The organism is Micromonospora chalcea (assembly GCF_002926165.1).
In the GTDB taxonomy this organism is placed as follows: domain Bacteria; phylum Actinomycetota; class Actinomycetes; order Mycobacteriales; family Micromonosporaceae; genus Micromonospora; species Micromonospora chalcea.
On record NZ_MAGP01000041.1, the window covers coordinates 1 to 8,306 of the forward strand.

Genomic DNA, 8,306 nt, shown 5'->3' on the forward strand with positions numbered 1-8,306 from the left:
TGCGCCTGGTCCCGTGGGGCGACGAGCGGGTGCCCGCGCGCCCCGCACGGCCCCCAGGGGGTACGACGACAGGGGCGGACTCGGCACCCGGAGCGGCCCCGGCGGGCCGGGCGGGGCCGGGCGATGGCCGAGCCGCCGTGGCCGGGGCGGATCCCGCCGCCCGCGCCGGCCGTGGTGCTGCCCGCCCCACTGGCCGCCGACGTGCGCGACGCGGCCGGGGAGCCGGTCGTGGTGAGCGCCCGGCTGGCGGTCAGCGCGGCGCCGGCCCGGCTCACCGTCGGCGACGGGCGCCCGGCCGAGATCACCGGGTGGGCCGGGCCGTGGCCGGTGGACGAGCGGTGGTGGGCGCCGGCCGAGGCGCGCCGCCGGGCCCGGTTCCAGGTGTGCCTGGCCGACGGCGCCGCGCTGCTGCTCGCGGTCGAGGGCGGGCAGTGGCTGGTGGAGGCGATCTATGACTGAGTGCCGGGGGAGCGCGGGGTGAGCTTCCACAACCCGAAGATGCCCTGGTCGAAGCTGGAGCAGGTGCTCTCCGGGCGGGCCAAGGGGGAGCGGCACCTGCACGTGGTCGACCCGCTCGCGGTCGACGCCGACGGCGGCGACTCACCGGCGTGGAGCCGCAAGCGCCAGGAATACCGGCCGCCGCAGTTGGACCGGCCGGACGGCGTGGTGCCGTACGCGGAGCTGCACGCGCACTCCAACTTCAGCTTCCTCGACGGGGCCAGCCACCCGGAGGAGCTGGCCGAGGAGGCGGCCCGGCTCGGGCTCACCGCGCTCGCCGTCACCGACCACGACGGCTTCTACGGCGTGGTGCGCTTCGCCGAGGCGGCCCGCGCGCTGCGGCTGCCGACGATCTTCGGCGCGGAACTGTCCCTCGGGCTGCCCGGCCCGCAGAACGGCGAACCCGACCCGCTCGGCCGGCATCTGCTGGTGCTGGCGCACGGCCACGAGGGGTACGCGCGCCTGGCCGCCACCATCTCCCGGGCCCAGCTGCGCGGCGGGGAGAAGGGCCGCCCGGTCTACGGCGAGTTGGAGGAGATCGCGGCGGAGCTGAAGGACCACGTGCTGGTGCTCACCGGCTGCCGCAAGGGGCACGTGCCCGCCGCGCTGCTCACCGAGGGCGTCGACGCGGCGGCCCGGGAGCTGGACCGGCTCACCGCGCTGTTCGGCGCGGAGACGGTGGCGGTGGAGCTGACCGACCACGGCCACCCGGTCGACGCCGACCGCAACGACGCGCTCGCCGACCTGGCCGCCGCGGCCGGGCTGCCCACAGTCGCCACGAACAACGTGCACTACGCCACCCCGGGCCGGCGGCGGCTGGCCACCACGGTCGCGGCGGTCCGGGCCCGGCGCAGCCTCGACGAGATCGACGGCTGGCTGCCCGCCGCGGCCACCGCCCACCTGCGCAGCGGCGCGGAGATGGCAGCGCGGTTCGCCGCGTACCCGGGGGCGGTGGCGCGGGCCGCCGAGTACGGCGCGGAACTCGCCTTCGACCTGCAGCTCGTGGCGCCGAAGCTGCCGGCGTACCCGGTGCCGCCCGGGCACACCGAGATGAGCTGGCTGCGCCGGCTGACCATGGACGGCGCCCGCGAGCGCTACGGCCCGCCCGAGGCGCACCCGGAGGCGTACGCGCAGCTGGAACACGAGCTGCGGATGATCGAAGACCTCGGGTTCCCCGGCTACTTCCTGGTGGTCTACGACATCGTCGCGTTCTGCCGTGCGCAGGACATCTACTGCCAGGGCCGGGGCTCGGCGGCCAACTCGGCGGTCTGCTACGCGCTGCGCATCACCAACGTGGACGCGGTCCGGCACCGGCTGCTGTTCGAACGGTTCCTCGCCCCGGAACGCGACGGCCCGCCGGACATCGACGTGGACATCGAGTCCGACCGCCGGGAGGAGGTGATCCAGCACGTCTACGCCCGCTACGGCCGGGAGCACACCGCCCAGGTCGCCAACGTCATCTCGTACCGGCCCCGGTCGGCGGTGCGGGACGTGGCGAAGGCGTTCGGCTTCTCACCCGGCCAGCAGGACGCCTGGAGCAAGCAGATCGACAGGTGGGGCTCGGTCGCCGCGGTCGACGTGGCGGACATCCCGGAGCAGGTGGTCGCGTACGCCAACGAGCTGCAGACGTTCCCCCGGCACCTGGGCATCCACTCCGGCGGCATGGTGATCTGCGACCGGCCGGTGATCGAGGTGTGCCCGGTGGAGTGGGGCCGGATGCCCGGCCGCAGCGTGCTCCAGTGGGACAAGGACGACTGCGCGGCCGTCGGCCTGGTCAAGTTCGACCTGCTCGGCCTCGGCATGCTCTCGGCGCTGCACTACGGCTACGACCTGATCGGCTCCCGCCTCGACCTCGGCGACATGACGCTGGACGACCCCGAGGTCTACGACATGCTCTGCCGGGCCGACTCGGTGGGCGTGTTCCAGGTGGAGAGCCGCGCCCAGATGGCCACGCTGCCCCGGCTCAAGCCCCGCGAGTTCTACGACCTGGTGGTGGAGGTGGCGCTGATCCGGCCCGGCCCGATCCAGGGCGGCTCGGTGCACCCGTACATCCGGCGCAAGAACGGCCAGGAGCCGGTCACGTACGCGCACCCGCTGATGCGCAACGCGCTGGAGAAGACGCTCGGCGTGCCGCTGTTCCAGGAGCAGCTCATGCAGCTCGCCATCGACCTGGCCGGGTTCGACGCGGCCGGCGCCGACCAGCTGCGCCGGGCCATGGGGGCGAAACGGTCGGTGGAGCGGATGGCGCAGATCGCCGACCGGCTCTACGCCGGGATGGCCGAGCGGGGCATCACCGGCGAGCTGGCCGACGACGTCTACCGCAAGCTCACCGCGTTCGCCAGCTACGGCTTCCCGGAGAGCCACGCGATGAGCTTCGCCTACCTGGTGTACGCCAGCTCGTGGCTCAAGCGCTACCACCCGGGCCCGTTCCTGGCCGCGCTGCTCAACGCCCAGCCGATGGGCTTCTACTCGCCGCAGACGCTCGCCGACGACGCCCGCCGGCACGGCGTGGAGGTACGCCGGCCGGACATCAACGCCAGCGGCGCCAAGGCGGTGCTGGAGTCCACCCCGCAGACGCGGTGGGGCAGCGTGCCGCCGGAGCCGCCGCACGCCTGGGGGCTGGGCGGCCCGGCGGTACGGCTCGGGCTGGGCAGCGTCCGTACCCTCGGCGAGGACGTGGCCGAGCGGATCGAGGCGGAACGGACGGCGCACGGGCCGTACCGGGACATGCCGGACCTGGCCCGCCGCGTCGGTCTCACCGCCGCGCAGCTGGAGGCGCTGGCCACCGCCGACGCCTTCGCCTGTTTCGGGCTGACCCGGCGGCAGGCCCTCTGGGCCGCCGGCGCGGCGGCCCAGGACCGGCCCGGCCGGCTGCCCGGCACGGTGACCGGCGCGGACCCGCCCACGCTGCCCGGCATGGCCGCGGTGGACCGCCTGGTCGCCGACGTCTGGGCCACCGGCCTGTCCCCGGAGAGCCACCCGGCCCGGTTCATCCGGGACCGCCTCGACGAACTGGGCGCGGTGCCGATCGCCCGGCTCGGCCAGGTGCCGCCCGGGCAGCGGATCCGGGTCGGCGGGATCGTCACCCACCGGCAGCGCCCGGCGACCGCCGGCGGCGTCACGTTCCTCAACCTGGAGGACGAGACCGGAATGCTGAATGTCACTTGCTCCCCGGGGCTGTGGCAGCGCTACCGTCGAATCGCCCGCACCAGTGGAGCACTGGTGGTGCGGGGCCGGCTGCAGCGGCACGAGGGCGTCACGAACCTCACCGCGGACCGGCTGGACGCGATCGAGCCCCCCGTCACACCGGCATCCAGGGATTTCCGTTGATGGAGTGATCCACATTACGGTTTCCGTGAGCCGGAGGCGGGAGACTCCCGACGCGGGTGGGCAGAGTGGCCCACCCGGGGTATGGGGGATGAACAGATGACCTTTCACCGCACGTACGCCGGTGGCGTAGCCAACGCCCGACGGACCCGCCTCGGCGCCGACTGGGCGCCCACCCACGAGGCCGAGCCGCGGGAATACCAGGTGACCGACGGCCCGGTGGCCAACGACCAGCGCTCCCGCGCCGAGGACGACCCCGCCGGCGGCGGCGAGTCCTGAACCTGGGCCGGGGGGTGACTAGGCTCGGCGCGTGGAGCAGATCCGAACCCTCACCCCCCGCACCGCCGTCATCTGGTCGGTGCTCCGGGCCGAGCTGGACCGGCGGGCCGGCGAACGACTCTCCGTGCTCGACGTCGGAGGCGGGACCGGCGGCTTCGCCGTCCCGCTCGCCGAGGCCGGTCACCGGGTCACAGTGGTCGACGCCAGCCCCGACGCGCTCGCCGCGCTGACCCGCCGCGCCGCCGAGGCCGGGGTCGCCGACCGGGTACGCGCGACGCAGGGCGACGCCGACGCGCTCGCCGGGCTGGTCGAACCGGCCACCGTGGACCTGGTGCTCTGCCACTCCGTCCTCGAAGTCGTCGACGAGCCGGAACCGGTGATCTCCGCGCTGGTCACCGCGTTGCGCCCGGGCGGCGCGGCGAGCGTGCTCGTCGCCGGCCGGGCCGCCGCCGTGTTCGGCCGGGCGATGAACGGGCAACTTGACGCCGCCGCGGCGCTGGCCGCCGACCCGCACGGCACCACCGGCCGCCGGGACACGCTGCGCCGCCGCTACGACGCCGCCGACGCGAGCGCGCTGCTCACCGCCGCCGGCCTCGCCGTGGAGGAGATCCACGGGGTACGGGTGCTCGCCGACCTGCTTCCGGCCGCCGTGGCCGACGGTCAGCCGGCCGCCCTGGTGGAGCTGGAGCGGGCGCTCGCGGCCCGGCCCCCGTACCGTGATCTCGCCGCTCAACTGCACCTGTTCGCCCGCCGCCCGGCATGACTGGCCCGGCTCCGGGCCCGCTGGACCGGGTTGCGCCGCGCTACGACGGCGGCAGCCTGGCCGACGTGCTGCCCAGCGCGCTGTCGGTGCTCGGCGTACCCGGTGCGGCCGACCGGCTCGGCCTGGCACCGGGGCTGGCCGGGGTACGCCGGATCGCGGTGCTGCTCGTCGACGGCCTCGGCTGGTACCAGATCCCCACCGCCGCCCGGTACGCCCCGACGCTCGCCGGACTGGCCGCCACCACCGGCCGGCCGCTCACCACCGGCTTCCCGTCCACCACCCCGACCAGCCTGGTCAGCCTCGGCACCGGCACCGCGTCGGGCGCGCACGGCGTGCTCGGCTTCACCGTCCGGGTGCCCGGCACCGACCGGGTGCTCAACCACGTCGACTGGGCCGGCGACCCCGACCCGGTGAGCTGGCAGCCGGTGCCCACCTGGTACCAGCGGGCGCGCGCCGCCGGGGTGGCGGTGACCGTGGTCAGCCGCCCCGAGTTCGCCGGCAGCGGCCTGACGCTCGCCGCCAACCGGGGCGGCGACTACCGGGGCGCGGCCGGCGCCGACGCGCTCGCCGCGCGGATGCTGGCGGCGCTGGCCGCCGGGGACGGACCCACGCTGGTCTCCGGGTACCACCCCGACCTGGACCGGCACGGGCACCTCAGCGGTGTCGACTCCGAGCCGTGGCGGCTGGCCGCCGCCGATGTGGACGCGCTGCTGGCCCGGCTCGTCGACGGGCTGCCGCCGGACGCCGCGCTGCTGGTCACCGCCGACCACGGCCAGCTCGACGTGCCCGCCGGGCACCGGATCGACCTGGACGCCGATCCCCGGCTGCGCGCCGGGGTACTGGTGGTCGCCGGTGAGCCCCGCGTCCGCTACCTGCACACCGAGCCGGGCGCCGAAGCCGACGTGGTGGCCGCCTGGACCGAGCTGCTGGGCCCGGCCGCGCACGTGCTGACCCGCGCCGAGGCGGTGGCGACCGGCTGGTTCGGGCCGGTGCCCGAGGCGCACCTGAGGCGGATCGGCGACGTGGTGGTGGTCTGCCGGGACACCTACGCGGTGGTCGCCACCCGTTCCGAGCCGCCGATGGCGTCGCGGCTGGTGGCGTACCACGGCGCGGACACCGCCGCCGAGATGACCGTTCCGCTGCTGGTGGTGCGGGGCTGAGAGGGCCCGGTCCTGGCCGGTGCGTGGGGTGGCGCCTTGGTGGCCGCCGGGCTGGGCGGTGGGGTTGTCGGACCGGCGGGCTAGCCTGCTGGCATGGGCCGCAGCCAGTCGTTGCCCCGAGGCGGTGACCCGCGCTTCGGGCCGGACGCCGACGACACCGGCTGCGCCATCCTGCACGTCGACATGGACGCGTTCTACGCCTCGGTCGAGGTGCGCCGCCGTCCCGAGCTGCGCGGGCGGCCGGTGGTGGTGGGCGGCGTCGGCCCGCGCGGCGTGGTCAGCTCCGCCAGCTACGAGGCCCGGCGGTACGGCGTCCGCAGCGCCATGCCCACCTCCCGCGCCCGGGCGCTCTGCCCCGGCGCTGTCTACCTGCCGCCCGACTTCACCGCCTACACCGAGGCGTCGCGGGCGGTCATGCGGATCTTCCGGGACGTCACGCCCCTGGTCGAGCCGCTCTCGCTGGACGAGGCGTTCCTCGACGTGGCGGGCGCCCGCCGGCTGTTCGGCCGGCCCGCCGACATCGCCGCGCTGATCCGCCGCCGGGTCGCCGACGAACAGCGGCTGACCTGTTCGGTGGGCGTCGGGCCGAGCAAGTTCGTGGCGAAGCTCGGCTCCACCCGGGCCAAGCCCGACGGCCTGCTCGTGGTCCCGGCCGCCCGGGTGCTGGAGTTCCTGCACCCGCTGCCGGTGTCCGCCCTGTGGGGCGTGGGGGAGCGTTCCGCCGACGCGCTGCGCCGCCTCGGCCTGCGCACCGTACGTGACCTCGCCGAGGCGCCGGCCGGCCTGCTGCGCCGGGCCGTGGGCGAGGCGTCCGCCGCCCACCTGCACGAGCTGGCCTGGGGGCGTGACCCGCGCGGGGTGACGCCCGAACAGGTGGAGAAGTCGATCGGCGCGGAGGTCACGTTCGACACCGACGTGACCGACCCGGACGAGATCCGGCGGTCCCTGCTCGCGCTCGCCGACAAGGCCGGCGCTCGGCTGCGGGCGGCCGGGCAGGTGGGCCGTACCGTGTCGCTCAAGGTCCGTTTCGCCGACTTCCGGACGATCAGCCGCTCCCGCACGCTCGCCGTGCCCACCGACACCGCCCGGGAGATGTTCGACACGGCCTGGGCGTTGTGGGGCGCGCTCGCTCCCGGCGAGCCGGTTCGGCTGGTCGGGGTCCGGATGGAAGGTCTCGCCCCCGCCGGGGAGACCCCGCAGCAGCTCACCCTCGGCGCGCCCGAGCGCGGCTGGCGTGAGGCGGAGGCGGCGGCCGATGCGGCGGCCGCCCGATTCGGGCGGTCCGTCATAGGTCCGGCCAGTCTTCTCGGCCGTCGTGATACACGACAAGTCGAAAAACCGACCCGGCCGTAGGTCGTCCCGCTTTCCGACGCGCGGGGGCCCTCGTAGACTTGCGGGTAAGCAGCCGGTTGGCTGCCACGGTCTGTCGACCCGCCCGGGTCGACCAACGTGACCGGGGAGGAGTGCCGTGCCGCTCTCGGAGCACGAGCAGCGGCTGTTCGAGCAGATCGAGCGGTCGCTTGCCGAGGACCCCAAGTTCGCCTCGGCCGTGCGCGCCAGCGACCCGCGTTTCCACGCGCGGCGTCGCGTGCTCGTCGCTGCCGGCGTGGTCGTCGCTGGTCTGGCCCTGTTGATCTATGGTGCCGTGATCAAGATTCCCGCGGTGGCCGTGGCGGGTTTCGTCGTCATGCTGGCCTCGTTGGGCTACGCGGTGCAGTCGCACCGCCGATCCCAGTCGCCCGACCTGCACGTGGTCGGCGGCACAACGAGCCGGCGTCGTCCCCGTGGCCGCAGCAGTGGCCGCCGGGGCTCCTTCCTCGACCGGATGGAGGACCGCTGGCGGCAGCGCCCGGAGGGACACCGCTGACCGTGCTCCGCCCCGGACCGGGGCGGATGTCGCGGCGACGCCCGTCGGCGTGCGCTTCGTCGTGCCCGCTCCACGGCCGGTTGGTGTCGCGTAGCGGTCGATCGCGCCGCACCCGTCCACGCCCTGATGTCGCTCGGTGTGGCGGTGCCCCCGGATTCCCCGGCTGCGGCGTGAGTCTCTCCCCGGTCCGCTGGCCAGTGCTTCGCAGCCGATCATCGCCTCCGCGCCGACCTGCGGCGGCTCCTGTCGGCTGATAGTCCACGACTAGAGATCGATCTCCCGAAGCGCGGGAAACGCGAAGATCTTGGTACGAAAGGGCCGCTATAGGGGCTGTCATGTCCCGGGACATGTGTCAACGGGAAGTCCCGATAGATGTGTCAGGGGTTGTGGATCGTGGGGGTGGGGGTGAGGG

Annotated in this window: 6 protein-coding genes and 1 pseudogene; all 7 read left to right on the forward strand. The window is 75.1% G+C overall.

Going from position 1 to position 8,306, the window contains the following annotated elements; translation table 11 throughout:
• Nucleotides 1–459, forward strand: a pseudogene (locus tag BAW75_RS05330) (DNA polymerase Y family protein); the annotation flags it as partial.
• Nucleotides 460–477: 18 nt separating this feature from the next.
• Nucleotides 478–3,828: an error-prone DNA polymerase gene (locus BAW75_RS05335; RefSeq protein ID WP_104112839.1), complete on the forward strand. Its 3,351-nt coding sequence runs from the start codon at nt 478–480 to the stop codon at nt 3,826–3,828.
• Nucleotides 3,829–3,924: 96 nt separating this feature from the next.
• Nucleotides 3,925–4,104: a hypothetical protein gene (locus BAW75_RS05340; RefSeq protein ID WP_030500224.1), complete on the forward strand. Its 180-nt coding sequence runs from the start codon at nt 3,925–3,927 to the stop codon at nt 4,102–4,104.
• 31 nt (nt 4,105–4,135) lie between these two features.
• The gene (locus tag BAW75_RS05345; protein WP_030500225.1) at nt 4,136–4,867 is read left to right on the forward strand and encodes a methyltransferase domain-containing protein; all 732 of its coding nucleotides are present in this window, start codon (nt 4,136–4,138) and stop codon (nt 4,865–4,867) included.
• Entirely contained in the window at nt 4,864–6,027 is a 1,164-nt protein-coding gene (locus BAW75_RS05350) for an alkaline phosphatase family protein (RefSeq protein WP_104112837.1), read from the forward strand. Before BAW75_RS05345 ends, BAW75_RS05350 begins: the two co-directional genes overlap by 4 nt.
• Before the next feature lie 93 nt (nt 6,028–6,120).
• Nucleotides 6,121–7,380: a DNA polymerase IV gene (locus BAW75_RS05355; protein WP_104112838.1), complete on the forward strand. Its 1,260-nt coding sequence runs from the start codon at nt 6,121–6,123 to the stop codon at nt 7,378–7,380.
• 115 nt (nt 7,381–7,495) lie between these two features.
• Nucleotides 7,496–7,894 (forward strand): DUF3040 domain-containing protein, encoded by a 399-nt coding sequence (locus BAW75_RS05360; RefSeq protein WP_030500228.1) that lies wholly within the window; start codon nt 7,496–7,498, stop codon nt 7,892–7,894.
• The last annotated feature ends 412 nt before the right edge of the window (nt 7,895–8,306 follow it).